This window comes from Microbacterium sp. SORGH_AS_0969, from assembly GCF_030818255.1.
Taxonomy (GTDB): Bacteria; Actinomycetota; Actinomycetes; order Actinomycetales; family Microbacteriaceae; genus Microbacterium.
Genome location: NZ_JAUTAG010000001.1, coordinates 356,302 through 380,785, shown reverse-complemented (window position 1 = coordinate 380,785; position 24,484 = coordinate 356,302). Strand labels below are relative to the sequence as shown.

The following is a 24,484-nucleotide window of genomic DNA, read 5'->3' as shown; positions in this document are numbered from 1 at the left end:
CGGGGCGTGATCGTCCGTTCGGGGCGCGATGTTCACGCCCCGAACGGACGGATGCGCCCCGACCCCGGATGCCTCATCACGCGGCGTGGATCGCCTCCACCACCGCCTGCACGTGTCGGCGGCGCACGGCTGCGGCGGCGACCGTCAGCGAGACGATCCACGGCGGGAGGTCGTCCGCAACGGGACGGACGCGGCATCCGGTCGTCGGCACCACGTCGGGGATCACCGCGACGCCGAGCCCTGCGGCGACGTATTCCGGGACCGTCGCCAGTTCGCCGACCTCGGCCACGATGTGCCGCGCGATCCGGCGGCGCTCCAGCTCGCCGTCGAGCTGCACGCGATTGCCGAATCCCGGGAGCACGTCGATCCAGTCGTCGCCCGCGAGCTCGGCGAGGGCGACCGGCCCGTCGGCGAGGGCGAGCGGGTGGGCCTCGGGCAGCACGGCGACGCAGGGGAATGAACCGAGCGGTCGCGATACGGAACCGGATGCCGGGGGCAGAGCCGTCAGCGCCAGATCCAGGCGGTCGCGATCGAGGTCGTCGAAGAGTCCCCGCGAGCCGGTCGCCGAGACCGTGACCCGGACATCGACCAGCGGGTGCGTGCGACGGAGGCGGGCGAGGATTCGGGGGAGGTCGATGACCCGCAGGCCGGCGAAGGTGCCGATGCGCACGAGACCGCGGATCCCGGTCCCGGACTCGGATGCCACTCCCCGCAGCGCGTCGAGATCGGTGAGCAGAGCGCGGGCGAGGGGGAGGAGCGCCTCGCCCGCGGCCGTCGGGCGCACGGCTTTGGTGGAGCGCTCGAACAGGCGCACGCCCAGGTCGCGCTCGAGGCTCGCGAGACCCGCGGACACCGTCGACTGCGCGGCGAACAGGCGGGCGGCGGCGGCCGTGACGTTGCGCTCGTCGGCGACCGCGACGAAGTATTCGAGCAGGCGCGTCTCCATGGCGCAATGATAGATCTAATCGATTACTTCCATCGAAACTGTTCGTTTCCCTCGATGTCTTACCCGCGGCATCCTGAGGTCATGACTTCCTCGATCACCCTTCCGGTCGCCGTTCCCGTGGCATCCGCGCGTCTCTCTCACCGGACCGGGTTCTGGGTCACGGCCGCCACGTTCCTCGCGCTCATGGCCTTCAACACGGTGCCGACGCCGCTCTACGCGCTGTATCAGGCGCGCGACGGCTTCCCCACGTTCCTCATCACGGTGATGTTCGCCGCGTATTCGATCGGCGTCATGGTGTCGCTGTACCTGGCTGGCCACCTCAGCGACCGTCTCGGTCGCCGCCCGCTCATCCTCGCGGCCACGGTGCTCGAGATCGTCGCGGCCCTGGTGTTCGTGCTGCGCGCCGACGCCGCCAGTGTCATCGCCGCTCGCCTCGTCGCCGGGCTCGGCATCGGACTCCTGACGGCCTCGGCCACGGCGCACCTCGCCGACCTCCGGCGCGTGTCGCACCCGGCATCCCCGGGTTTCGCCGCCACGGTCGCGGGTGTCGCGAACATGGGTGGCCTGGCCCTCGGCCCGCTGATCGGCGGCCTCTTCGCCGAGTTCACGCCGGCGCCGCTCGTTTTGCCATACGTCGTCTTCCTCGTCGGGTTCCTCGCGCTCGGCCTCGCCTACGTCTTCGTTCCCGAGACGGTCGAGGTCGACCGCTCCTTCCGTTACCGGCCGCAGCGGGTCCGCATCCCCGCGGACGGACGACGCGCCTACTGGGCCGCGGGGACCGCGGCCTTCGCTGCCTTCGCGGTGACGGGGCTCTTCGGCTCGGTGGCCCCGACGTTCTTGGCCGGGCGGCTCGGCGTCACGGACCACCTCGTCGCCGGCGCCGTGTCGTTCTCGGTCTTCGGTGCCGCCGCGGTGTCCCAGGTCGTCTTCGCGGGCCGCTCGACACGCACGCAGTTGCGGCTGGGCCTGGTCGCCATGGTCGCCGGTCTACTGAGCCTCGGTGCCGCCGATCTGCTGACCTCCGGCCCGCTCTTCCTCGTCGGCGGCATCGTCGCGGGAGCCGGCGTCGGGCTGCTCTTCCGTGGCGCCCTCGCCACGGCCGGGTCGCTCGCCGACCCCCGCACCCGCGGCGAGATCACCTCGGGCGTCTTCCTCCTCGCCTTCGCCGGCATGACGGTGCCGCCGCTGGCCGTCGGCGTCGCGCTCCTCGCACTCCCGCTGGTGCCGGTGTTCCTCGGCTTCGTCGTGCTGGTGCTGGCCCTGACGATCTGGGGCGGCCTGGTCATCCTGCGCGAGACGGCGCGGGTCGCCTGACGGATCGGCGTCCGGCCCGGCGCGCCGCGCATCGTCTCCCGCTGAGTGTCCACGACACGCCGTTTCGGGCCCACCCGTTGCGGCGTGTCTTGGACACTCGACATCGGCTCCACCCTCGTGTCCGATTTCCGCCAGCCGATGTCGGAGGTCGGTGGCAGGGTGGATGCCATGACCCTCCCCGTTCCGACCGCCCCGGGCTTTGCCGAGCGCTATCGCGCGATCCAGTCGCGCGACCGGCGCTTCGACGGGCAGTTCGTCACGGCCGTGCGGTCGACGGGAATCTACTGCCGACCGAGCTGCCCCGCACGGACGCCGAGAGAAGCGAACGTCACCTTCTACGCCACCTCGGCGGCGGCGCACGAAGCGGGCTATCGCGCCTGCAAGAGGTGTCTGCCCGAGGCCGCTCCGGGCTCACCGCTGTGGGATGCGCGCGGCGACGTCGCCGCCCGGGCGATGCGCCTGATCGCCGACGGCGTGGTCGACCGCGAGGGGGTGCCGGGGCTCGCGCGACGGCTCGGGTACTCGCCGCGCCACCTCACCCGTGTCCTCACCACCGAGCTCGGGGCGGGGCCTCTCGCCCTGGCTCGCGCGCATCGCGCGCACACCGCCCGTGCGTTGTTGGTCGGCACCGACCTGTCGTCGGCCGATGTCGCCTTCTCCGCCGGGTTCTCCAGCATCCGTCAATTCACCGAGACGATCGGAGAGGTGTTCGGGATGCCGCCGCGCGAGCTGCGCGCACGGCGGTCGCGGGCGTCCGGGGCCGAGGCCTCCGCGGGCGAGATCGATCTCGCCCTGCCCGTCCGCGGACCGATCGACACCACGGGTCTCTTCGGGTGGATGCGGGCTCACGCGATCCCGGGCGTCGAGGTCGGCGGCGACCGGTCTTTCGCGCGGGTCGTGCGCCTGCCCGGCGGGCCCGGGTGGTTCGAGGTGCGCCTCGCCGACGACGGCCGGCTGCGCCTGCGTGCGCGCCTCACCGCCCTCGCCGACCTGGGCACGCTCATCGCGCGGGTGCGTCGCCTCTTCGATCTCGACGCAGATCCGCTGGCGGTCGACACCGAGCTGTCGCGGCATCCCGAGCTCGCCGCCGCCGTGGCGGCGATCCCCGGTGTCCGCGTTCCCGGCGCGATCGACGCGGGCGAGATGCTCCTGCGCGCGATGATCGGCCAGCAGATCAGTGTGGCCTCCGCCCGCACGATGCAGGGACGTCTGACCGCGGAGCTCGGCGAGTCGGTCACGATCGGTCCCGAGCCGCTGACCCTGTTCCCGGATGCCGCGGCGATCGCCGATCGAGGACTCGAGGTGCTGCGCGGTCCCGGTGCCCGCATGCGGGCGATCGTGAGCGTCGCCGAAGCGCTGGCGGACGGCTCCCTCACAGTCGGGCCGGGCGACGACGGCATCGAGCAGCGCGAGCGGCTCCTCGCCCTCCGCGGGGTGGGCCCGTGGACGGCCGACTACGTCCGTATGAGGGTCCTCGGCGATCCCGACGTCCTCCTTCCCGGCGACGTCGCGGCGCGAGCGGGAGCGGCAGCCCTGGGCCTGCCATCCGACCCGGTCGGCTTCACGGAGTGGTCCGCGCGGCTGGCTCCCTGGCGCAGCTACGCCATGGCTCACTACTGGTACGCCGCTCCCGTCACCCAGGCGTGGCGGCTGTCGGGCGCCGAAACGGCGGCGGCAGCCGCGGTGCGGCGGCCCGGGAAAGCCGCCACCCGCCGTCCGTCTGCCCCCGAGAAGTCGCGCCGTCGATCCGCTGACGACCCGGCGTTTCTCTCCGTCGCCTCCGCGTCCCGTACGACCGCCTCCGCGCCCCTCCCCACCGCACCCGAAAGCGAGCCCCTCCGATGAGTACCTCGACTCTGCAGTTCCTCGATACGCCCGACGGACCGTTCGCGATCCTCGCCGACGCCGACGAACGCGTCCTCGTCTCGGGCTGGACCTCCGACGCGGAGGCGGTGCTCGCCCGTCTTCGGCCCGACCGCCGGCCCGACGAGGTCGTCGAAGGCACCACCGCCGCGGCCGAAGCGGTGCGCGCCTATTACGACGGCGACCTCAGCGCGATCGACGCGGTCGAGGTGCGCCAGTTCGGGACGCCCCTTCAGCAAGCGGGGTGGGACGCCCTGCGCCGCATCACCCCGGGCGCGCCGCTGACCTACACCGGCTTCGCCGCGGCGCTCGGTTCTCCCTCGGCCGTCCGGGCGGCGGCATCCATCTGCGCCCGTAACGCTCCGGCCCTCTTCGTGCCTTGTCATCGCGTCCTGCGCGGCGACGGCACGATGGGGGGATTCGCGTGGGGGACCGACGTCAAGCGGCGTCTGCTGGAGCGCGAGGCGGCGTGAGGGGGGGCGTCGCGCGGCCCCTGGTCTCGAACCGGCTCTTGCCCTCGGCGTTCGCTCAGAGATATCCTGAAGGGCTGTCACACCCCCGGGCAGCTTCCGCTCATCTCAAGGAGGATGCCATGGACCACATCGACGCCCCCGTCGCCCGTGTCGCTGCGCCCTCCGTCTTTTCCGCGCGTCCTCACGGGCGCCACTAGGGCCTCACGCCGGCGCTCGAGCGCCGCACACCGCGCCCGTCCCGGCTGAATGCCGGTGCCTTTCGGCATCCCCTTTCCGCGCCCGATCCCGGCGCTCGCTTCGACCCCTTGAGGATCATGACTTCCGCTTCGCCTCGCCCGCACCTGTCCACCCCGCGCGCTCTCGCCCGGCTCCTGCCCATCGCGCGTCCCGTCATCCCGCGCCTCATCGCGGGTGCGGTCACGGCCCTCATCGCGAGCCTGCTGGCGTTGGCGATCCCGCTGGTGCTCGAGCAGATCGTCGCCGGGCCCATCGCCTCGCTCGACCCCACCGCCCTCGTGTGGGGGTCGGTCGCGGTGCTCGCGCTCGGCCTCGCCGAGGCGGCCATGGTGTGGCTGCGCCGCTGGTTCGTCCTCGCACCGGCGACCAAGGTCGAGTACGACCTGCGCCAGTCCTTCTACTCGCGCCTGCAGCGCCTGCCCGTCGCGTTCCACGACCGCTGGCAGTCGGGCCAGCTGCTGTCTCGCATGATGCAGGACATCAGCATGCTCCGCCGCTGGCTCGCCTTCGGCGTCATCCTGCTCGTGGTCAACCTGCTGACCATCGCGATCGGAGCGGTCCTGCTCTTCCGCTGGCACTGGTTGCTCGGTGCGCTGTTCCTCGTCACCTCGGCCCCCGTGATCTACGTCGGCTTCCGCTTCGAGAAGCGCTACGGCGCCCTGACCCGTCAGAGTCAAGACCAAGCGGGCGACCTCGCCACCTCGGTGGAAGAGAGCGTCCACGGCATCCGTGTCCTCAAGGCCTTCGGCCGGGGGCGGCACGCCCTGCAGAAGTTCACGCGGCAGGCCGAGTCGCTGCGCGAGACCGAGATCGACAAGGCCCGCGCCGTCGGCTGGATCTGGTTCTTCCTGGTGCTGCTGCCCGACATCGCTTTCGCGGTGTGCCTCGGCGCCGGCATCGTGCTGACTCAGCTCGGACAGCTCCAGGTCGCCGAGCTCGTCGCGTTCTTCGCGATGGCGACCGTGCTGCGCTGGCCGATGGAGTCGATCGGCTTCCTCTTCTCGTTCCTCCTCGACGCTCGCACGGCGACCGACCGCATCTTCGAGGTGTTCGACGAGCAGAACACGATCGTCGATCCCGAGAACCCCCGCACCATCGCGGAGCCCCGGGGCGAGCTCACCTTCGAGGGTGTGCACTTCCGGTATCAGGATGCCGCTGCCACCGAGCCCGATCTCATCGACGGCGTCGACCTGGTGCTGCGTCCCGGCGAGACGATGGCTCTCGTCGGTCTCACGGGATCCGGCAAGACAACGCTCACGACCCTGCCCGGACGCCTGTACGACGTCACCGGTGGACGCGTGCTGCTCGACGGCGTCGACGTGCGCGAACTGACCCTCGCCGAACTGCGCCGGCACGTGGGCATGGCGTTCGAAGACGCGACGCTGTTCTCGCAGACGGTGCGCGAGAACGTGCTGCTGGGCCGCGAAGACCTCGAGCCCGGCTCGGCGGAAGCCGACCGCATCCTGCGCGAGGCGCTGCAGGTCGCACAGGCGCACTTCGTCCTCGACCTTCCCGACGGCCTCGACACCGTCATCGGCGAAGAGGGGCTGAGCCTGTCCGGTGGGCAGCGGCAGCGGCTCGCGCTCGCGCGCGCCGTCGCGGCGCGTCCGGCCGTCCTGGTGCTCGACGATCCGCTGTCGGCGCTCGACGTCGACACCGAAGCTCTCGTCGAAGACGCCCTGCGTGAGGTGCTCAGTGAGACGACGGCCCTCGTGGTGGCGCACCGTCCCTCGACGGTGACGCTCGCCGACCGGGTCGCGCTCCTCGAGAACGGCCGGGTGACCGCCGTCGGCGCTCACTCCGACCTGCTGCGCGAGAGCGAGCACTACCGATACGTCATCTCGAGCCTCGAAGAGGCGGAACGCGAGGCGCGCACCGGTGCGATCGACGTGATCCGCGCACATGACGACGACACCCTGACCGAGAAGGAGGCGACCCGATGAGCACCGCAACCGTCTCCGGAACCAGCGGCGAAGACCGCTCCGACTACACGCGCGACGAGAGCCGCGCGATCCGTCAGCGCTCGCTGCGTCTGCTCGGCTCGCTCGTGTCTCCCCTGCGGTGGCAGCTCGTCCTCGCGGCGGCCGTCCTCGTGGTGTCGACCGCGCTCCGCGTCGCCGGCCCCGCGCTGATCGCGTACGGCATCGACAACGCGCTGCCCGCGGTGATCGATCGAGCCGATTGGATGCCGACCATCGGCGTCGTGGGCATCTACCTCTTGGCGGGTGTCGGCGGGGCCGTCCTGATCGGCTGGTACGTCGTCGTCGCCGCGCGGCTGACCCAGGCGGTGATGCTGGACCTCCGCAAGCGCATCTTCCTGCACACGCAGAAGCTGAGCCTGGAGTTTCACGAGTCCTACACGTCGGGGCGCATCATCTCGCGCCAGACGAGCGACCTCGACACCATCCGCGAGCTGCTCGACGGCGGGCTCAACGAGCTCGTGTCCGGCGTGCTCTACGGCCTGTTCACTCTGGTCGCGCTGTTCCTCATCGATTGGCAGTCGGGGCTGATCCTGACGGTCATGGGTATCCCGATGTACCTGCTCATGCGCTGGTTCTACCGCCGCTCGCAGGTGATCTACCGCGAGTCGCGCGTGATCAGCGCGCAGGTGATCGTGAAGTTCGTCGAGACGATGACGGGGATCCGGGCCGTGAAGGCGTTCCGCAAAGAGCCCCGCAACGACGAGGAGTTCGGCAAGCTCGCCGGCGACTACCGCGACGTCAACATGCGCTCGATCCGTCTCTTCGGCACGTTCGAGCCCGGCATCATGGCGGTCGCCGCGGTGTCGGTGGCGGTCGTGCTGCTGTGGGGCGGCGGCCGCGTGATCGCGGGACCGCTCGAGATCGGTGTGCTGACGGCGGCCGTGCTGTACGTCCGCAACTTCTTCTCGCCGCTGCAAGAGGTCGCGTTCTTCCTGAACTCGTACCAGTCGGCGACGGCGGCGCTCGAGAAGGTGTCGGGCGTGCTGGAGGAGGAGCCCACGGTTCCCGACCCGACCGACCCGGTCGACCTGTGGGAGGCCCAGGGTCACGTCCGCTTCGACGAGGTCACCTTCGGCTACAGCGACGACCGCGTCATCCTGCCGAACTTCTCGCTCGACATTCCGGCGGGGCAGACGATCGCCCTCGTCGGCACGACCGGCGCGGGTAAGTCGACGTTGGCCAAGCTCGTGTCGCGCTTCTACGACCCCACGGCGGGCGCGGTCACCCTCGACGACGTCGATCTCCGCCGCCTGCACCCGAAGGATCTGCGCCGCGCGATCGTCATGGTCACGCAGGAGGCCTACCTCTTCAGCGGAACGGTGGCCGACAACATCGCCCTCGGAAAGCCCGACGCCACGATGGACGAGATCCGCGCCGCGGCGCGCGCGGTGGGCGCCGACAGCTTCATCGAGAAGCTGCCCGACGGCTACGACACCGACGTGAACAAGCGCGGAGGCCGCGTCTCGGCCGGGCAGCGGCAGCTCATCTCGTTCGCGCGCGCGTTCCTGGCGAACCCCGCCGTGCTGATCCTCGACGAAGCGACGGCGTCGCTCGACATCCCGAGCGAACGCCAGATCCAGGATGCGCTGCAGACCCTGCTCGCCGATCGCACCGCGATCATCATCGCGCACCGCCTCTCGACGGTGGCCATCGCCGACCGTGTGCTGGTGATGGAGCACGGCCGCATCATCGAGGACGACACACCCGCCGCCCTCATCGCCGGCACCGGCAAGTTCGCCCAGCTCCACGCCGCCTGGCGCGAATCGCTCGTCTGACCTCTCTCCGACCCTCGGATGCCACGCCCCCACGCGCCGCGGGGGCGTGGCATCCGTCAACCCCGGTCGGACGGGACACCCGTCTCGGTCGGTGGTGATCGCGACGAATCAGCCGGGTGATTAACTCCTCAATACCGTGGCACTCGTACGAGTGCATGTATACATTCTTCTCGGCCCTCGCTTGAGGAGGGTCCGCGCGCTCGGAAGCAGCGTGTGGGGGTAGCGAGGGGGTGTGGCTGTGACGCGACGGGCAGTCGACGCGAGAGACGCGCGGATCGTCGGGGAGTGGATCACGGGGCGCCACGTCGCGTTCCGGCGGGCGGTGTTCTGCGCTTCGGGCGCGCCGACCGAGTCGGCCGCGGCGGCGCTGACGGTGGATGACGTTCTTCTCGCCCCCTCGGGTGCACCCGTCGCCACCGCGGCGCAAGTGGTCCGATACGACGGCGTCTTCGACGAGATCGGCGATGTCCTGCATGCGGCAGGGCACGCGGTCGAGCTGCAGCACTACGCCGCGGCAGCCTACGTCGAACTCGTCGGGCCGACCGCGATGCGCTTCCTCGACGCCGACGGGTGGCGGGCGTTCCTCGCCGACGCCGACCTTGCGCACGCCTCCGGGGTCTTCACCTCGCCGATGACCGACTCGCGTCTTCGTCTCGCCGACGCCGACGTGTTCGCCGATCCGTTCGCCTCGACCGCTCCACACGTCGTGCACGTGCACGCGGACGGTCGGCTGACCGCGGGTGCGCAGGGTGCGGTGCTCGGCCCCGCGGACGACATCGCGGATGTGCTCGCCTTGCCCCGTTCTCGGTGGGAGGCACTGGCCGGCATCGCGGCGGCCGCGGACCTCATGGGCGATCTGGCGGCCCGGCCGTGGCTGGGGCGCTTCGTGTACGCGGCCGAACTCGCGAGATCTGCCGGGATCGAGGCATCCGATCTGCGAATCGACGGGTTCGGCTGGTCCGCGGTTTCCGATGCGGGTCAGGGCGTCGCCCCGGGAGCGGTTGCCCGCGCCGACGATCCGTTCCTCGTGCGCACGCCCGGCGAGGTGCTGCTCGTCGACCTCCGGACGCGTCGGCGTCAGCGTCTGCCCGAACGGACTGTCCGCGTGGTCGCGGCGGTGCAGGGGTCCATCGACCCGGCGGCGGCTGCGGAGCGTCTCGCCCGCACCGAGGGGTTGTCCATCGACGCGGCGCGCGCGATGTGCGCCGAGGCTGAGCGCCTGCTGGGAGTGCGCCTGGGCGTCCAGGCGGCAGACGGTTCCGTTGATGTGGGGGCGAGGGCGTGAACCCGGTCTGGTCGGCGATGTCGCCCGTGGACCTCGCGTTCGCCGCGGACCGCGTCGCGGTCTCGGCGCGAGGGCATCGCGTGCGGTTCGCCGACGGTTCCGAGAGGTTGTGCGCAACGAGCGGGCTGTGGAACGTCCCGCTCGGCTACGGTCACCCCGGCGTCGCCGACGCGGTCGCCGTCGCCCTGCGCGACGCGTCATACCTGACGCTTTTCCGCGGCGTGCACCGCCCGGCGCAGGACGCGGCCGCGGCGCTGCTCGATCTGGCCGGGTCCGACCGGTATGGCCGTGTGATCTTCTCGACCTCCGGGGGCGCGGCCAACGACGTCGTGATGAAGCTCGCGCGCCAATTCCAGATCGAGCGGGGCGAGCCCGCCCGCACCCTCGTCGTGGGACTCCGCGGCAGCTACCACGGTACGATGTACGGCAGCCACGCGTTGAGCGGCGATGCCCTCGGCCAAGCGGCGTATGCCCTCGACCGCCGGGCGGTGCGGCATGTCGACGCCACCGATCCGGGCGAGCTCACCGCCCTGCTGGTGCGCGAGGGCGCCCGCGTCGCCGCCGTCGTCATCGAGCCCGTCCTCGGCACGGGGGCGCATCCCGTCTCGGAGGCTCTCGTCGAGGCGACGCTGGAGGCGCGCGACGAACACGGATTCCTCGTCGTCGCCGACGAGGTCGCTACGGGTTTCGGGCGCACCGGCCCGCTGTTCGCGTCGGGGGAGTGGTCGCGCTCCCCGGATCTGCTCGTTCTCTCCAAGGCTCTGACGAACGGAGCGATAGGCGCCGCGGCTGTGCTGGTCGGCCCTCGTGTCGTGTCGGCATTCACCGATCGGCGCGCAACGTTCGTCCACGGTGAGACCCAGGCAGGTACCCCGGCGGTCGCGGCGGCGATCCTCGCGTTCATCGATGAGTTCCGACGGCCGGAGGTGCGGGCGGCCGCGCAGCGCACGGCCACCGGCACCCGGGAACTCGCCGACGCCTTGGTCCGAGACGGTCTGGCCGTCGAGGTCCGCGGGCGTGGGGCCTTCCTCGCCGTGGCCCTGGCCGATGCCGGAGGTACGCGGCTGTCGCCCGGACAGATCCCCGACGCCATCGCCGCCATCGCGGCGGCCGGCGCGATCGTGCATCCGGGGGTGGACGGCATCCAGCTCATCCCGGGGTATGGGTACGGCGATGGCGCGTTCGCCGAGTTGGACGCGGCGATCCGCGCGGGTCTGGCCCACATGGCGGAGGTGGCCGGGTGAACTTCGTTCCTCGTCGCCGGAGGTCAACGATCTTCGCGGGGGCAGGCGTCGGCCCCGCAGCGTGCGCGAGGGCGACGGCAGGACGCCGGAAGGTCGTCGTGGTCGACGGGGGCCTGGCGCCGCTCGCGGAGAGCCTTTGCCGTTCCGGCTCGGTCGTTCCGCTCGAGGTCGACACGGTGGATGCCGCAACCGTCGCCGACCTCGCCGAACGCCTGCGCGACATCGGGGCGGAGTCGGTGGTCGCCGTCGGAGGAGGGACGATCATCGACGCAGTCGCGGTCGCCGCTTTGGGACCCGCGACCGTGACCTGGGCGCGGGAACGGGCCGAGAGTGTCGCCGTCGTGCCGCTGCCCGCGCCCGCGTCGCGATCGATCGAGGTGGTTGCCGTGCCGACGACCGTGGGCACCTCCGCGGAGTCGAACGCCGTCGCGATGGTTCGCACAGCGGCTGGTCTCCGCCTCCTCGTCGGTGAGGTCGTACGACCCCGATATGCCGTCCTGGACGAGACGCACTACGCGTCGCTCGAGGCTGCCGTCGTCCGGGCGGGATGCCTCGAGATTCTGCTGCGTCTCGCGGGCGTGAGCACCGCTCACCGCGCTCATCCGCGCGCTCATGCCCATGCCGTCGATATCGCGCGCGCCGTGCTGGCTGCGGGACTCGGCGCGCTCACGCCGTCGAGTCGTCTGCGGATCGCTCGTCTCAGCGCGGCGACGCAACGCAGCGCCGCCCTGCGCGGGCGCGCGCCCTTCAGCCCCCGCCACTGGTACCTCGCCAATGAGGTCTCCTTCGTCGCCGGCACGACGAAGATGCGGGCGACGGCCTCGGTCGTCTCCGCCGTGTGGCAGCGGATCGAAGAGGGCGACACTCGCTGGGGGGCGACCGCGCCATTGGAGGCGTTCTGGCGCGAGGCGGTCCGCGACACGCGGCTCCCCCTCAATCCGGCGGCCGGTATCGACGCTCTCCTTTCGCGCTGGGATCTGCCGTTCGCTCCTCGACCCGGCGCGAAAGCCCGGACAGCGATGGCCGTCCGGGTGGAACGGTGGTGGGGCGGTCGGGGTCCGGCACTCCCGGGAATCTCGGCCACCGACGTGCGGAATGTCCTCGATCGGGCGCGGTGGGCTCCGAACCCGCCCGGCGAGGCGTCCCGGTTGCGCCCCACGGACACTCCGAGACCGCCGAGGGGAGGTGAACACACATGACGAATCTCACGATGAGCCCGCAGCTGACGTTCGAAGAACTCGACGCACTCGAGCCGCCGAGCTGGGACAGCTTCTACCAGGGGGTCCTCGCCGGGCTCACGGTCGTCGGCATCGGCGTCGCGATCGCGACCTGACGCGCTGCGCCCGCCCGCGGCACGCCATCAGCCCTCACCCGCATGAAGGAGGTGACTTACACGTGACATCCACCCTCGACTTCATCGAACTCGACGCGCTGGACGCCCCCGACGACGGATGGGACTGGTTCCGCGGCTTCAGCTACGGAGTGGCCCTCGGATTCCTCGCCCTGTCCGCAACCTGAGCCGCCGCGAATGGTCGGGTTTCGCCATCCGATCCCTTTATGCACCCGAGGAGGTGACTCATGTCCAACGATCTCGCACTGCGCTTCGAGGAGCTCGACGAACTCGACGCCCCCCTGGAGTGGTGGCAGCACGCCAGCTACATCATCGCCATCGTCGCCGGGACGGTCGCCATCGCCACCTGACCCGTCGAGGGGGAGACGCCGCTCGCGTGTCCCCCTCGACGCTCCCCCTCGAACCAGAGAAAGAGGCTCTATGACCGCCCCGCTCACCGACTCCGTGTGTCATCGTCTGGCCGATGCCGGGTGTGTCGCCACACCGAGTGACCTCTACGCCGGCGACGGTGCCAGATTCTACGACGACCTCGTCGGCCCCGACCGGTCCGAGATCCGAGAGGTGCTTGACATCGCGCGCCGCGTCGGACCCGACGTGCTCGACCTCGCCGCCGGGAGCGGCCGGATCACGCTTCCGCTCGTCCGGACCGGCAAGCGCGTCACGGCGCTCGACCTCTCGACCGACATGCTGGCGCGTCTGCGCGCCGCGCTCCCCGCCGGAACGTCGTGCGACATCGTCGTCGCCGACATGTGCGACGTCGACCTCGGTCGTGACTTCGATCTCATCGTCCTCGCGGCGACCTCAATCACGCTGCTCGAGCCGACCGACCGCCATCGATTGCTCGCGACCGTACGACGCCATCTCGCGCCGCGCGGGTCGTTCGTGCTCTCGGTTGCCGCAACGGGTGCCGCGCGCGCGTTGCGACAACCCGCTGATCGCGAGATCACGGTCGGATCGCGCAGCTACCTCCAGTCGCAGCAGGTGGAGCCCGACGGCGCACGCCGGGTCGTCAATTGGATGCCGCTTCCGCTGCCGCCCTCGCCCGGTCCGGTGCCGGTGCTGACCACACGCCTGAACATCCTCGACGGGGCGGCTGTGACCCGCGAGTTGCGAGTCGCCGGCTTCTCGGCACCCGAGGTGATCCCGGTGGTGACGAACGGCGTACGCTCCGGCGAAGGTATGGTGCTGCTCCGCACCCGTCTCGATGACGGGACCGGCGATGCTGCGTGACGCCTTTGCCCCCGCCGATGCCCCTCCGCGGCTGGCCGACGCCGTGTGCATCGAGCCCGCAGCCGGTGGCGAGCACTGGCTCGTCAGCGTCGACGGCGTGCCCGTCTCGCGCGCCTCGTCGGCCGTCGCCGCGACGCTGCGCGCGATGGACGGGCGCACGAGCCTCGACGAGCTGCGTCGGCGGTTCGCGCCCGATCAGACGCGCGAAGAGTTCGCCGCGCTCGCGGACCGCTTTCGTCGCGCTGGTCTCCTGCAGGGCTCGGAACGCAGGACCGCGGGACGCATCGTGTACCGCCCGCCGCTGACGATTCAGTTCGCGACGCTGCGCGCCCCCCGGCTCTTCGACCGACTCCATTGGCTCGTCCGTCCATTGCTACGAGGGTGGGCGAGGTGGCCGCTGGCCGCGCTGATCGCGGGTGGGCTCGGCGCGCTCGGCCTGCAGGCCGCCGACGCGGTCGCCGCGCTGACGTCACCGCTGCCGCTGCTCGATGTCCTCGTCGTGGCCCTTGTGCTCATCGCCGCGACGTTCGTGCACGAGGGGGCACACGGAGTAGCCCTCACGCACGGCGGCGGCCGCCCCCGACGGGCCGGGGCAATGCTGTTATACCTCGGCCCGGCATTCTTCGTCGATGTCACGGACGCGTGGCGGCTGCCGTCCCGCGCCTCGCGCGTCGCGGTCGCGCTCGCCGGACCGGCCGTGCACGTCGCGATTGCTGCGGTCGCGGCGCTGGGCGCGCTCTTCGCACCCGATCCGGACGTCCGGCGCGCGCTCCTCGTCGTGAGCTGCGCGTGCCTCGCGGTCGTCGCTCTGAACCTGATCCCGTTCGTCCGCTTCGACGGCTACATCGCGCTGATGAGTGCACTGGACGAACCGAACCTCCGCTCGCGGACGATGGCGGATGCCGCGGCCTCCCTCCGTCGTTTGCTCTTCGGGGGCCCGCCTGCGCCGCGGGCTCTCGCCCGGTGGTGGAGCGTGCCTTTCGGCATCCTGAGCGCACTCGTGCCGACCGTGCTCGTCGTGGTCGCGATCGAACGGGCCCTTCATGCCTTGTCGGGGACGGGAGCGGTCGGCGCGTTCGTCGTTCTCGCACTGCCCGCTGCCGTGGCCGTCGCGGTCGGCGTCGTCGTGGCGCGATGGCTCGCGGCCGGTTGGACGCGAGGGCGGGGGCGAGCGCGGTTCGTGCTGGTGAGCACCGTCGTCGTCGCTGCCGTCCTCGGCATCGCGGGGGCGATCCCCGTCGACTCCACGCGGACGCTCGGCTTCACGGTGGCCGACAACCGCGTCGAGCTGCTGGCCCCCGTCGGCGCGACCGAGCCCGACGTCCTCTCCGGGGGAGAAGCCGTCGACCTGACGACCAGCGGCATCCTGGCCGACCTCGTTGTCGCGCGCGGAGTCGCCCGGCCCACCGCGCAGCGTGCGAGCAGCGCGCCGCTGACCGCGTTCTCACCGGTCGAGGTGCGCGGCGTGGAGGTGCCAGCCCGGGTGATCGGCACCGTCGACGTGTCCGCCCCCGGACTCCCCGCGTCCGGCCGTGCGATCGTCCACCTCGGGCCGCGGTCGCTGCTCGCGACGGTGTGGTCGAGTCACATCGTCGAGCCCGCTTCCGTTCTGTTCTCCCCCTTGGTCCCCCCGACGTCCGACACGAAAGAGTCACGATGACCGACCACGCCCTCGAGGTACGCCACCTCACCAAGACCTACAGTTCCCGTATCGCCGTCGACGACGTCTCGTTCGCTGTCCGTCGCGGCAGCATCGTGGGGCTGCTCGGACCGAACGGCGCCGGAAAATCCACGACGCTGCGCACGATCGTCGGACTGGCGGTGCCGACCCGCGGCGAGGCCCTCATCGACGGGATGCCGTTCGCCCGCCTCGCGCAGCCCTCGGCGCACATCGGTGTGCAGATGGACGGCTTCGGCTTCGAGGTCGGTATCACCGCGCGTCGACACCTCGAGATCGCGCGCCTCGCCGTCGGCGCGTCGCGGCACCGGGTTGACGAGGTTCTCGACGAGGTGGGGCTCACCGCCGACGCGCGTCGGCGTGTGAAGTCGTTCTCGACCGGCATGGTGCAGCGGCTCGGACTAGCCACGGCACTCATTGGGTCGCCGCGGACGCTCGTGCTCGACGAACCCTCGAACGGCCTCGACCCGGACGGCATCCGCTGGCTCCGCCGCTATCTCCGAGCGTTCGCGGACGCCGGTGGCACCGTTCTCGTCTCGAGCCACCAACTCGCCGAGCTCGAGAACACCGTCGACGAAGTCGTGATCCTCCGGCAGTCCGTCCTGTACTCGGGGGCCCTAAGCGACCTCGTGCGGGGCGACGGTGCCGCGTCGCTCGAGGAGCGCTACTTCGACCTCGTTGAGGGGCGTGACGCGTGATCGGCGTGATTCGCTCCGAAGTCCTCCGCGCGCACAGCGGTGCGAACACGCTCGCTGTCCTGCTTCTCGCGGCCTTCATCCCGGTGATCGTCCTGACCAGCGACGACACCCTCGGACGGATGACATCGATGGATGCCGCCACCGCGACGCAGCTTCTCCTTGCACCGCTCGCATGGTCATTCGTCGTGGCGGCCTTCAGCGGGGCCTTCGGGGTGACCCGGGAGTTCTACTACGGATCGATCGGCCGGTCGATCGCCCAGATCGGGTTCCGACGCGCGTTCTGGGGGAAGGCGGGCGGGGCAATCGGTGTCGCGATCGTCCTCACGGCCGGAATCGCTGCCGCGTGGTGCGGGGTCGCGGCGATCGTGCTCGACGTGAACGGTCTCGTGTTCACGCCGAGCGTCGAGGCCGTGCGCACCCTCCTCGGGGCGCTTCCCGGGGCCGTACTCGGCGCGATCATCGGGTCCGCGATCGGGTGGATCGTCGGCAACTACTACGCCGCCGCGGCCATCGTGCTGGCGGGGCCGATCGCGTTTGAGATGGCGTTCCTCGGCTCCGCGCCCGAGATCGCTCGCTTCTGCCCGGGGCTGTCGCTCGCCGCCCTCGCGTCGCCGAGCAATCACCCGGACTTGCTCGGCCCCGGGGCCGGACTCGCCGTGGGGTTGAGCTGGAGCCTCGTCTTGGTGGCCGTGGCCTGGTCCATCGGGCGTCGGCGGTTCCGATGAGCCGGCCCGCGACTTCGTTGCTCGGGCTCGGGCGGGCACTCCGGGCCCATGCTCGTGTGGCGGTCGGCGATCTGCCCCTCGCCTGGGTCTGTGCCGCCGCGATCGTGCTGTCCGCGTCGATCGGCGCGAGTGTGCCCGGTGACGTCGCCGCCGCTCCCGAGGCGGCCAAGGTCGCCATCGCCGCACCGCTGTCGACCGTGATCGCCGTCTATGCCGCCGTCATGGCAGCGATCTATGGCTCGTTTCGGTACACGGTCGATCGGCGCGGGGGCGTCGTCGCCCAACGCGCGACGCTTCAGCCGCGGCGGTGGGGTCTCGCGGCACGGGTCCCGTTCACCGCTGTCGGTGGCGCGCTCGTCGCGACGGCGGCACTCCTCGGCGGTCGCGTGGCGTTGGCCGCGGCGCTGGGCGCGCGCGGCCTCGAGCCCGCGACCGTTGGCACCGTCGCGATCGTCGGCGCCGCTGCGGCGGTGTGGGGACTCGGTGCGGGGCTGCTGGTGCAGGCGCACCTGCCGTCGCTGTTCGTGGCACCTCTGTCGCTCAGCGCGGCGCTCCTCGTCGCGCCACTCTGGCCCGCCGTCGCGCCATGGTGCCCATTACCGACCTTGCTGCGCGCTGCCGGGCTCGACCTCGCACCGCTCGGGATCGACGCCGCCGTCGGTCCGGCACGGGGCGTGGCTGTGGCTGTGGCCGCGGCATGGCTCGCGGCCGCCCTCGCCGCGGGAACCGTCTCGTTCCTTCGCCGCGACCTCCGATGATCCGGGCCGCCGCGCGGCGTGCAGACGCGCGGAAGCCGCGTCCCCGCCGTCACACGCTGACGCGCGCGATCACCTCGCCGTACTCGGTCTCGCCGACGGGCTGGAAACCCACGCGCTGGAAGAAGGCCTCGGGGCCGCCGACGCCGGGCTCGTAGATGACGTCGACGTGGTCCATGCCGCGCTCGCGCGCCTCGGCGAGCACCGCGGCGATCGCGTAGCTGCCGACGCCGCGGCCCTGCTCATCGGCGTCGACGTTGATGCGCCACAGAACGGAGCGGAAGTGCTCTTCGTGCGCCTCGGGATCGAAGTTGGCGCTGACGAAGCCCACGACCTCGTCTCCGTCGAGCACCACGCGCTGCCACGACGTCGAGGGGTTCATGACGGTGGCGGCGATGCCGTAGCTCACCGGTGCCAGGAACTGTTCCTGTCCGGGCTTCAACGACAGCGTGTTGACCGCCACGATCGTGGCGGCGGACAGTTCGACGAGACGAAGGTCGGCCATGCGCCCAGGCTATCGGGACTGCGGGGGTGTGCAACCTTGGGGATGCCGCAGAGTCACGGACGAAACCCGCAAGCGGCCATCGCGACGACCACCGAATTATCTTGACATCAAGAGACTTTGCCGAGGTGCGATAGGCTGAAACCACACCCTGGCCGCCTCTACGGAGAGATCTGACGTGCCCGATTCCACCATCATCTACACGTACACCGACGAGGCGCCGGCTCTCGCCACCGCGTCGTTCCTGCCCATCGTGCAGGCCGTCACGAAGCAGGCGGGGGTCGACGTCGAGACCCGCGACATCTCGCTCGCCGGCCGCATCCTCGCGGCCTTTCCCCAGCGCCTCACCCCTGAGCAGCAGGTGGGCGATGCGCTCGCCGAGCTCGGCGGTCTCGCGACGCTGCCCGAGGCGAACATCATCAAGCTGCCGAACATCTCGGCATCCATCCCGCAGCTCAAGGCCGCGATCGCCGAGCTCCAGTCGCAGGGCTACGACATCCCCGACTACCCGGACGAGGCGTCGAGCGTCGAAGACAAAGACGTGCGCGCGCGCTACGACCGCATCAAGGGCTCCGCGGTGAACCCCGTGCTGCGCGAGGGCAACAGCGACCGTCGTGCACCCCTCGCCGTGAAGAATTACGCCAAGAAGCACCCGCACCGCAACAAGCCGTTCGGCGAGGGCTCGAAGACCCGCGTCGCCACGATGGGCCACGACGACTTCTTCTCGAACGAGAAGTCGGTCGTGATCGCCGACGACGACGTCCTGTCGATCCAGCACATCGCCACCGACGGCACCGTGACCACGCTCAAGGAGGGACTGAAGGTCCTGCAGGGTGAGATCGTGGATGCCACCTTCCTCTCGGCCGCGGCCCTCGACGCGTTCCTCGCGGACACGCTCGAGCAGGCGAAGGCCGACGACGTGCTCTACTCGGTGCACCTCAAGGCCACGATGATGAAGGTCAGCGACCCGATCATCTTCGGCCACGTCGTGAAGGCCTTCTTCGCCGATGTCTTCGACCGTCACGGCGACGCCCTCGCGGCCGCCGGTCTGACCCCCAACGACGGTCTCGGCTCGATCCTCGCGGGTCTGGCGAACGTCGAGGGCGGCGACGCCATCGCCGCCGAGATCCGTGACGCCCTGGCATCCGGCCCCCGCCTGTCGTACGTCAACAGCGACAAGGGCATCACCAACCTGCACGTTCCGTCCGACGTGATCGTGGATGCCTCGATGCCGGCCCTCGTGCGCAACGGTGGCAAGCTGTGGGGCGTCGACGGGGGAGAGGACGACACCCTCGCCGTCATCCCCGACTCCTCGTACGCCGGTGTCTACCAGGCGACGATCGAGGACGTCATCGCCAACGGTCCGCTCGACCCCGCGACCATCGGTTCGGTGCCGAACGTCGGGCTCATGGCGCAGGCCGCCGAGGAGTACGGCAGCCACGACAAGACCTTCGAGATCGCCGCGCCGGGCCGCGTGCAAGTCGTCGCCTCGAACGGCGACGTGCTGCTCGAGCACGAGGTGAACACGGGCGACATCTGGCGCGCGACCCAGACCAAAGACGTGGCTGTGCGCGACTGGGTGAAGCTCGCCGTGACCCGCGCCCGCGCGACCGGCGCGCCCGCCGTGTTCTGGCTCGACCAGAACCGCGCCCACGACCGCAACCTCATCGCCAAGGTGCGCGAGTACCTCGCCGACCACGACACTGAGGGCCTCACGATCGAGATCCTCGCGCCCGCCGAGGCGACGACGTACTCGCTCGAGCGCATCCGCCGCGGCGAGGACACCATCTCGGTCACCGGCAACGTGCTGCGCGACTACCTCACCGACCTGTTCCCGATCCTCGAGGTGGGCACGAGCGCCAAGATGCTCTCGATCGTCCCGCTCCTCGCGGGCGGTGGCCTGTTCGAGACCGGCGCCGGCGGCTCGGCACCCAAGCACGTGCAGCAGCTCGTCGAGGAGGACTACCTCCGCTGGGACTCGCTCGGTGAGTTCTTCGCCCTCGCGGCGTCTCTCGAGCACCTCGCCGACACCACGGGCAACGAGCGCGCTCGTGTCCTCGCCGAGACCCTGGATGCCGCGACCGGCACGTTCCTCGAGAACGACAAGTCGCCCGGCCGTGCTCTCGGCACGATCGACAACCGCGGCAGCCACTTCTACCTCGCGCTGTACTGGGCGCAGGAGCTGGCGAAGCAGACGAAGGATGCCGACCTCGCCGCGGTCTTCGCGCCGGTTGCCGAGAAGCTGGCGGCCGAGGAGCAGACCATCGTGTCCGAGCTCAACGCGGTCCAGGGCCATCACGCCGAGATCGGTGGGTACTACCGTCCCGACACCGCGCTCGTCGAGAAGGTCATGCGCCCGTCCGCGACGCTGAACGCGGTGGTCGACGCGCTGCGCTGAGCCGCTCACACGCTGAACCCGGGAGGGGCGGATGCCACTGGCATCCGCCCCTCTGCCGTCGCGACGCGCCCCCGCGCGGGATCGTGTCGGCGTCCCACGGCCCGCCGGGACCGGTCGAGTGTCCAAGACACGCCGTAACGGCCGCCCCGATTACGGCGTGTCTTGGACACTCAACGGGGGCTGCTCGGGCCCGGGGTGCGGGCGCGGAGACGACGAAGGGGGCGGATGCCATGGCATCCGCCCCCTCGCGTGTCCGGGCTCAGTAGTGGACCGAGACCTCGGTGCCGCGGTACGCCCAGTCGTAGAGCTCCTTCGCGGCGGAGATCGTCATGTTGATGCAACCGTGGCTCATCGGCGTGCCGAAGTTGTTGTGCCAGTACGTGCCGTGGAAGCCCTCGTCACCGTTGAAGTACGAGACCCAGGGAACGTCCTTCGTGCAGTAGTCGTAGCCGGGGACGCAACCCATGTCCTGCATCGACGTCTTCCAGCCGATGCGGAACTCGCCGGTGTGGGTGGCGTGCTCGCTCGTGCCCGACGAGATCGACCAGGAGCGGTAGACCTGGCCGTTCTGCCAGAGCGTCGTGGTCTGCGTGCTGAGGTTGACGTCGATCCAGCGCTCGGTCTTCGTCGTCTCGAACGGCGTCTCGCTCACGGTCAGAGCGAATCGTCCATTGCCCTCGGCGAGCTGCGAGGCGAAGGCCGCGGCGATCCCCGCGGTGTCGCCGAGCGCGCGCCCGGTCTGGCCCTCGGTGTTCGTGTGGATGACCTCGCCACCCTTGTCCACGATCACGTCCGCGTTCACCGCGCCGCGGTTGACGGCCGCGGGGAGGCCCGCGACGGCCTGCTGGATCGCCGCTTCGTCGGCGGAGATCGCGAAGTCACCCTTGCCGTCGGGCGTGATCGTGAGCCACGATGCGGCGGTGGCCCGGTCGATGGGGACCGTGCGCTCGTCGCCGACGTAGAACCCGGCGTTGTCGAGGATGCCGTTCAGCTGCGCGACGGCCGCGTCGGCCTCTTCGGTGGTGACCGGGGCCTCGACCGGGACGACGCCCGCCTGCGCGGTGGTGCTGACCGTTCCGGCGTCGAAGGCGCTCTGGAGGGCGGCGGTGACCGCGGCCGGGTCGATGCCCTCACCGGGCTGCGCGGGAGTGGAGACGTAGGACTGCGATCCGGCGTCGAACGCGACGGTGGCGTCGACCGGGGCCTTGTAAGTGTCGGGTGCGAGGTCGCGCAGCGCCGCTGCCGCCTTGGCGGGGTCGACGTTGATCGAGACGCCCGTGCCCGCGGGGAACCACGACGAAGGCTTCCACATCGGGTTTTCGGCGAACGCCTTGTCTGCGATGGCCTGGGCGTCGACCGTGGCACCGAGCTCGGCACCCGTGACGGTGACGGAGCCCGCCGGGCTCTCGACCGCGACGGTCGTCTGCGAGAGGCGGTCGGAGATGGCCTGGGCCGCAGCTCCCGCCGTGAGGCCGCCGATCTGCACGCCCGCGACGGAGGCTCCGGGGGCGATGAGCACGAAAGAGGCCGCCAGCAGCGCGACGGCCGTCGCGCCGGCCGGGATGCCGATCCACAGGCCCGATCGGTTCTTGCGCTTCTTCGGCTCGGGCGGTGCCCACGCGTACGTCGCGCCGTCGGTGCTGTTCGCGCCGTCGGTCATAAGTCAAACCCCCCGATAGTCAGTCTTCTCATGGTAAAGGCGAGTGTTGCGTGTGCGCCGTGAGCTTTATCACGGTCTTATCACGTCGCGGGGCGACGCAGTTCGGGGGCTCGCGGCAGCGTCCACCGGACGGGTGTCAGGCGGCGAAGACCTTGCCCGGATTCAGGATGCCGAGGGGGTCGAACACCCGAGCGATCTCGCGCTGCAGCTGCCACTGATCGTCCCCGAGCTCGTCGGCGAGCCAGCGGCGCTTGAGCACGCCGATCCCGTGCTCGCCGGTGAGCGTTCCACCGAGCGCCAGCGCCGCGCGGAACACCTCTTCGGCCGCCTCCCACACGATCGGGGGCACGTCGGGGCCGTCGAAGACGAAGTTCGGGTGCAGGTTGCCGTCGCCGGAGTGCGCGACGGTCGGGATGACGAGGCCGTACTTCCGCTCGATTCGTGCGATCTCGTCGAACATCGCGGGCAGGGCGCTGCGCGGCACCGACACGTCTTCGATGAGGGTGGTCCCGAGAGACTCCATGGCGGCGTGCATCGATCGGCGCACGGCGAGAAGCTCCTCGCCCTCGGCATCGTCGGCGGCGACGGACACCGTCCCTCCGGCCGCGGTCAGAACTTCGGCGATCGTGCGCGCCTCGGCAGCGGCGACCGGACCGTCGGTCTGGATGGTCAGCTGAGCCGCGCCCGGCGGCGGTTCGGGAAGCGACAGGAGGCGGTGCACGGCGGCGAGGCACCTGGCATCCATCAGCTCCATGATCGCGGGCTGGACTCCGGATGCCGTCACCGCGGCGGAGGCCACAGCGGCGGCGCGCACCCCGTCGAACAGGGCGGTGAGGGTGACGCGCTCGCCCTCGACGAGACGTCGGAGCTTGAGAGTCGCGCCCACCACCACGCCGAGGGTGCCCTCGGAGCCGATCACGAGAGAGGTGAGGTCGAGGCCCGTGACGCCCTTCACGCTGCGATGGCCGAGGTGCATCAGCCGACCGTCGGCGAGCACGAGGTCGACGCCGAGCACCGCGTCGCGCACGACGCCGTACTTCGCGCAGAGCAGGCCGCCGGCACCGGTGGCGATGTTGCCACCGACCGTCGAGATGGCCCGGCTCGCGGGGTCGGGAGCCCACCACACCCCGTGCGACTCGAGAAGGGCGTTGAGCTCGGCGTTGACGATGCCCGGCTCGACCACCGCGAGGAGGTCGTCGGGGCGCACCTCGAGGAGACGGTCCATGCCGCGCAGCGAGAGGGCGATCTCACCGCCCCCGGTGTTCGCTCCGCCCGCGAGGCCCGTCCCTGCACCGCGCGGCACCACGGGGGTCCGCGTCGCGGTCGCGATGCGCATGACCGCCTGCACGTCGGAGACGGATGCCGCGTGCACGACGGCCAGGGGCGTGCCGTCGGAGGCATGGCCCGACTTGTCGGCGCGGACGGCAGCCAGAGCGTCGGCGGAGGTGTCGACGCGGTCGCCGAGCTCGGCGCGGAGAAGCGCGAGCGTCGCGTCCGCCGCATCGCGCGCGGGAGTCGCCGCCGCGCCGTCGGCGCTCACGCCAGGCGCCGCCGGCCGTTCAGCGCGCCGAGGACCACGGCGACGATCGCGAAGCCGAGGCCGATCCACGCCTGGCCCATGCTCCACCACGCGACGGTGGCGGCGGCATAGACGAAGAGCTCGACGAGCGCGCGGATGAAGGGGTGCACCGCGAGCACCGCGCGCGGCGACACGAACAGTGCCCAGACCAGGATCGCGAGGAGGGGGGCGCCGATCCCGGCGACGATGTTCCACGGCAGCGGCCACGCGGTGAAACCCCAGATCGCGAGGGTCACGAACGCGAAGATCCCGCAGAGCACGCTGCCGATCTCGATCGCGGTCGGACGCGGGCGCATGCCCGGAGCGAGCGGTGCCTGCGCGCGGACGTTGGGGGAGTCGGTCACCCCGCCATTTTACGCGGGCGCCGCGCCGCGGCATCCGGGATCGCTCACCGTCGAGCCGATCGCGGTGCAACCGGGGTCCCCCGAGCCCGCGCGGGCCCCTGAGCATGTAGAGGTCCCTGAGCCCGTCGAGGTCCCTGAGCCCGTCGAGGTCCCTGAGCTTGTCGAAGGGACCGGACCCACGCGGACCCCGGTGGCTTCGACGAGCTCAGCCACCTCTCCTTCGGGCAGAACCTGCGGGGCCCCGGTGGCTTCGACGAGCTCAGCCATCTCTGCTTCACGCGGAACCTGTGGAGGAACAGTGGATGCCGGAACACGAGGGATGCGGACACCTTTACCCGCTAAAGTGGCACCGTCGCGACTGGCGTTGAGGTGGGACACCACCGGGGAGCGACCGCTTGACGGTATTCGACCGCACGCCTGGGTCGATGCGGTATCTCCGCGGACT

General features: G+C 71.0%; 22 protein-coding genes and 1 riboswitch. Of the genes, 17 read left to right on the top strand and 5 right to left on the bottom strand.

Going from position 1 to position 24,484, the window contains the following annotated elements; translation table 11 throughout:
• Positions 1 to 76: 76 nt before the first annotated feature.
• The gene (locus tag QE388_RS01665) at positions 77 to 946 is read right to left on the bottom strand and encodes a LysR family transcriptional regulator (RefSeq protein ID WP_307382491.1); all 870 of its coding nucleotides are present in this window, start codon (positions 944 to 946) and stop codon (positions 77 to 79) included.
• A gap of 81 nt (positions 947 to 1,027) precedes the next feature.
• Between QE388_RS01665 and QE388_RS01660 the strand changes: the two genes are divergently transcribed.
• The 16 genes from QE388_RS01660 to QE388_RS01585 all read left to right on the top strand — a co-directional run bounded on the left by QE388_RS01660 (position 1,028) and on the right by QE388_RS01585 (position 17,559).
• The gene (locus QE388_RS01660; RefSeq protein WP_307382489.1) at positions 1,028 to 2,260 is read left to right on the top strand and encodes an MFS transporter; all 1,233 of its coding nucleotides are present in this window, start codon (positions 1,028 to 1,030) and stop codon (positions 2,258 to 2,260) included.
• A gap of 168 nt (positions 2,261 to 2,428) precedes the next feature.
• A complete protein-coding gene (locus tag QE388_RS01655; protein ID WP_307387031.1) occupies positions 2,429 to 4,105 on the top strand; it encodes an AlkA N-terminal domain-containing protein in 1,677 nt (558 codons plus the stop codon).
• Complete coding sequence (locus QE388_RS01650; protein WP_275797768.1) at positions 4,102 to 4,596, top strand: methylated-DNA--[protein]-cysteine S-methyltransferase; 495 nt, start codon at positions 4,102 to 4,104, stop codon at positions 4,594 to 4,596. Before QE388_RS01655 ends, QE388_RS01650 begins: the two co-directional genes overlap by 4 nt.
• Positions 4,597 to 4,910: 314 nt before the next feature.
• The gene (locus QE388_RS01645) at positions 4,911 to 6,776 is read left to right on the top strand and encodes an ABC transporter ATP-binding protein (protein ID WP_307382488.1); all 1,866 of its coding nucleotides are present in this window, start codon (positions 4,911 to 4,913) and stop codon (positions 6,774 to 6,776) included.
• Positions 6,773 to 8,590: an ABC transporter ATP-binding protein gene (locus QE388_RS01640; RefSeq protein WP_275797765.1), complete on the top strand. Its 1,818-nt coding sequence runs from the start codon at positions 6,773 to 6,775 to the stop codon at positions 8,588 to 8,590. The genes QE388_RS01645 and QE388_RS01640 overlap by 4 nt, the downstream gene beginning before the upstream one ends.
• 238 nt (positions 8,591 to 8,828) lie before the next feature.
• The gene (gene mpaB / locus QE388_RS01635; protein WP_307382485.1) at positions 8,829 to 9,875 is read left to right on the top strand and encodes a daptide biosynthesis RiPP recognition protein; all 1,047 of its coding nucleotides are present in this window, start codon (positions 8,829 to 8,831) and stop codon (positions 9,873 to 9,875) included.
• Complete coding sequence (mpaD, locus tag QE388_RS01630; protein WP_307382484.1) at positions 9,872 to 11,119, top strand: daptide-type RiPP biosynthesis aminotransferase; 1,248 nt, start codon at positions 9,872 to 9,874, stop codon at positions 11,117 to 11,119. The genes mpaB and mpaD overlap by 4 nt, the downstream gene beginning before the upstream one ends.
• Positions 11,116 to 12,318, top strand: a complete 1,203-nt coding sequence (locus QE388_RS01625; RefSeq protein WP_307382482.1) for an iron-containing alcohol dehydrogenase — start codon at positions 11,116 to 11,118, stop codon at positions 12,316 to 12,318. The genes mpaD and QE388_RS01625 overlap by 4 nt, the downstream gene beginning before the upstream one ends.
• A complete protein-coding gene (mpaA1, locus tag QE388_RS01620; RefSeq protein ID WP_307382480.1) occupies positions 12,315 to 12,452 on the top strand; it encodes an MpaA1 family daptide-type RiPP in 138 nt (45 codons plus the stop codon). Before QE388_RS01625 ends, mpaA1 begins: the two co-directional genes overlap by 4 nt.
• A 62-nt stretch (positions 12,453 to 12,514) precedes the next feature.
• Entirely contained in the window at positions 12,515 to 12,637 is a 123-nt protein-coding gene (gene mpaA2, locus QE388_RS01615; protein WP_307382479.1) for an MpaA2 family daptide-type RiPP, read from the top strand.
• Positions 12,638 to 12,697: 60 nt separating this feature from the next.
• Positions 12,698 to 12,820, top strand: a complete 123-nt coding sequence (gene mpaA3, locus QE388_RS01610; RefSeq protein WP_307382477.1) for an MpaA3 family daptide-type RiPP — start codon at positions 12,698 to 12,700, stop codon at positions 12,818 to 12,820.
• A 70-nt stretch (positions 12,821 to 12,890) separates the two neighbouring features.
• Positions 12,891 to 13,700 carry a daptide-type RiPP biosynthesis methyltransferase gene (gene mpaM / locus QE388_RS01605; RefSeq protein ID WP_307382475.1) on the top strand — a complete coding sequence of 270 codons (810 nt, stop codon included), beginning with the start codon at positions 12,891 to 12,893 and terminating at the stop codon, positions 13,698 to 13,700.
• Complete coding sequence (gene mpaP, locus QE388_RS01600; protein WP_307382473.1) at positions 13,690 to 15,360, top strand: daptide biosynthesis intramembrane metalloprotease; 1,671 nt, start codon at positions 13,690 to 13,692, stop codon at positions 15,358 to 15,360. The genes mpaM and mpaP overlap by 11 nt, the downstream gene beginning before the upstream one ends.
• Positions 15,357 to 16,076 (top strand): ABC transporter ATP-binding protein, encoded by a 720-nt coding sequence (locus tag QE388_RS01595; protein WP_307382472.1) that lies wholly within the window; start codon positions 15,357 to 15,359, stop codon positions 16,074 to 16,076. Before mpaP ends, QE388_RS01595 begins: the two co-directional genes overlap by 4 nt.
• A 5-nt stretch (positions 16,077 to 16,081) precedes the next feature.
• Positions 16,082 to 16,801, top strand: a complete 720-nt coding sequence (locus QE388_RS01590; RefSeq protein WP_307382471.1) for an ABC transporter permease — start codon at positions 16,082 to 16,084, stop codon at positions 16,799 to 16,801.
• A gap of 56 nt (positions 16,802 to 16,857) precedes the next feature.
• Positions 16,858 to 17,559 (top strand): hypothetical protein, encoded by a 702-nt coding sequence (locus QE388_RS01585; protein WP_307382469.1) that lies wholly within the window; start codon positions 16,858 to 16,860, stop codon positions 17,557 to 17,559.
• 49 nt (positions 17,560 to 17,608) lie between these two features.
• Here the strand turns inward: QE388_RS01585 and QE388_RS01580 are convergent, their stop codons facing one another.
• Positions 17,609 to 18,061: a GNAT family N-acetyltransferase gene (locus QE388_RS01580; protein ID WP_058628148.1), complete on the bottom strand. Its 453-nt coding sequence runs from the start codon at positions 18,059 to 18,061 to the stop codon at positions 17,609 to 17,611.
• Between the two features lie 175 nt (positions 18,062 to 18,236).
• On the opposite strand from QE388_RS01580, the gene QE388_RS01575 reads away from it, so the two are divergent.
• Positions 18,237 to 20,456, top strand: a complete 2,220-nt coding sequence (locus QE388_RS01575) for an NADP-dependent isocitrate dehydrogenase (protein ID WP_307382467.1) — start codon at positions 18,237 to 18,239, stop codon at positions 20,454 to 20,456.
• A 259-nt stretch (positions 20,457 to 20,715) separates the two neighbouring features.
• On the opposite strand, the gene QE388_RS01570 is transcribed toward QE388_RS01575, so the two are convergent.
• From QE388_RS01570 to QE388_RS01560, 3 genes are all read right to left on the bottom strand, one after another.
• Complete coding sequence (locus QE388_RS01570) at positions 20,716 to 22,116, bottom strand: L,D-transpeptidase family protein (protein ID WP_275796145.1); 1,401 nt, start codon at positions 22,114 to 22,116, stop codon at positions 20,716 to 20,718.
• A 136-nt stretch (positions 22,117 to 22,252) separates the two neighbouring features.
• Positions 22,253 to 23,656, bottom strand: coding sequence for an FAD-binding oxidoreductase (locus QE388_RS01565; RefSeq protein WP_307382464.1), 1,404 nt, complete (start codon positions 23,654 to 23,656; stop codon positions 22,253 to 22,255).
• Positions 23,653 to 24,039 (bottom strand): YrdB family protein, encoded by a 387-nt coding sequence (locus QE388_RS01560; protein WP_307382462.1) that lies wholly within the window; start codon positions 24,037 to 24,039, stop codon positions 23,653 to 23,655. The genes QE388_RS01565 and QE388_RS01560 overlap by 4 nt, the downstream gene beginning before the upstream one ends.
• 344 nt (positions 24,040 to 24,383) lie before the next feature.
• Positions 24,384 to 24,469, top strand: a riboswitch (ZMP/ZTP riboswitch).
• Positions 24,470 to 24,484 lie beyond the last annotated feature (15 nt).

Excerpts from the sequence above, each read along its gene's own strand:
- QE388_RS01660 (WP_307382489.1), top strand. The coding sequence starts at position 1,028 with ATGACTTCCTCGATCACCCTTCCGGTCGCCGTTCCCGTGGCATCCGCG.
- mpaP (WP_307382473.1), top strand. The coding sequence starts at position 13,690 with ATGCTGCGTGACGCCTTTGCCCCCGCCGATGCCCCTCCGCGGCTGGCC.
- QE388_RS01580 (WP_058628148.1), bottom strand. The coding sequence starts at position 18,061 with ATGGCCGACCTTCGTCTCGTCGAACTGTCCGCCGCCACGATCGTGGCG.
- QE388_RS01645 (WP_307382488.1), top strand. The coding sequence starts at position 4,911 with ATGACTTCCGCTTCGCCTCGCCCGCACCTGTCCACCCCGCGCGCTCTC.
- mpaM (WP_307382475.1), top strand. The coding sequence starts at position 12,891 with ATGACCGCCCCGCTCACCGACTCCGTGTGTCATCGTCTGGCCGATGCC.
- QE388_RS01650 (WP_275797768.1), top strand. The coding sequence starts at position 4,102 with ATGAGTACCTCGACTCTGCAGTTCCTCGATACGCCCGACGGACCGTTC.
- mpaA1 (WP_307382480.1), top strand. The coding sequence starts at position 12,315 with ATGACGAATCTCACGATGAGCCCGCAGCTGACGTTCGAAGAACTCGAC.
- QE388_RS01595 (WP_307382472.1), top strand. The coding sequence starts at position 15,357 with ATGACCGACCACGCCCTCGAGGTACGCCACCTCACCAAGACCTACAGT.
- QE388_RS01640 (WP_275797765.1), top strand. The coding sequence starts at position 6,773 with ATGAGCACCGCAACCGTCTCCGGAACCAGCGGCGAAGACCGCTCCGAC.
- QE388_RS01570 (WP_275796145.1), bottom strand. The coding sequence starts at position 22,116 with ATGACCGACGGCGCGAACAGCACCGACGGCGCGACGTACGCGTGGGCA.
- mpaA3 (WP_307382477.1), top strand. The coding sequence starts at position 12,698 with ATGTCCAACGATCTCGCACTGCGCTTCGAGGAGCTCGACGAACTCGAC.
- QE388_RS01655 (WP_307387031.1), top strand. The coding sequence starts at position 2,429 with ATGACCCTCCCCGTTCCGACCGCCCCGGGCTTTGCCGAGCGCTATCGC.
- QE388_RS01665 (WP_307382491.1), bottom strand. The coding sequence starts at position 946 with ATGGAGACGCGCCTGCTCGAATACTTCGTCGCGGTCGCCGACGAGCGC.